The sequence below is a fragment of the Stenotrophomonas sp. 10N36 genome, from assembly GCF_056395005.1.
In genome coordinates this window covers 1-899 of the sequence record NZ_JBFTIS010000046.1, presented here as the reverse complement: position 1 = coordinate 899, position 899 = coordinate 1, and the positions used below count along the sequence as shown (strand labels likewise).

Annotated in this window: 2 protein-coding genes; both read left to right on the top strand. The window is 58.5% G+C overall.

All coding sequences use genetic code 11. The features are described from left to right. Window positions 1-268, top strand: a 268-nt coding sequence (locus tag AC1DCJ_RS20295; RefSeq protein WP_478071794.1) for a hypothetical protein, incomplete at its 5' end; no start/stop codon positions are given. A gap of 39 nt (window positions 269-307) precedes the next feature. Continuing rightward, a partial coding sequence (locus tag AC1DCJ_RS20290) for a hypothetical protein (protein ID WP_478071793.1) occupies window positions 308-899 on the top strand: 592 nt, incomplete at its 3' end.

Here is an 899-nt window from a genome sequence, read left to right as displayed (position 1 = left end):
CGACAACAACCATCTCATCGGGCAGGCCGACCTCCCTTCGCTGGACACCGAAGGCCTGACGGCAGCCGAGGTGGAGTCGCTTCCTCCCCGGGACACACTGATCTACCTGTACACCATCTCCAGCAACACCATGACCCCCATCCAGGTCGACGACACACTCTCTCGTCCATTCCATATCACAGGCGTCACCGACGGCCAGGTCGAGCTGCTGCACTACGTCACTTCGGAGATATTTGGCGCGCGGATTGTCCCGGTTCCCGCCCAGTGACCTTCGCAGCCGCTGGTCACAATGAAGGAAACTTGAGGCATGCATCTCAATTTGCCGTCCCCACTCCGCCTGGCACTGCGGTACCCCAGCCTGATCCATGCAGTTCTTATAGCCTGCACCTTGCCGTCGCTTGCGGTAGCAGCCGCCGTAGAAGAGGCGACCGACATGGCACTGTCTTCCGAAGCGCGCTCGAAGCAGCTTGCTGTCAGCTACACACTGCAGCCTGAGAAGCTCCGTGAGACCTCGCAGCCCGTCCAGAAGTCGAAACTACTCAGACTCCTCGCGACCGGATCTGCACAAGCACGAATCGTCAACATAGAGGGTGAGGTAGTCAGGTCATCCGCACCAAGAGCAAGCATCCAGACCTTGGAGATCAGTCCTGATGAACGCTGGTTTCTTGTAAAGGTGGGTAACGCCGGATATTCGATTGTTTCTGCAAGATCGCTGATGGATATGGCGAAGCCTCCGATGCATCCGGAGGGCCCAGAGGACGCCAACAACATCAGCTGGAAGATTTTCGACAACAACCATCTCATCGGGCAGGCCGACCTCCCTTCGCTGGACACCGAAGGCCTGACGGCAGCCGAGGTGGAGTCGCTTCCTCCCCGGGACACACTGATCTACCTGTACA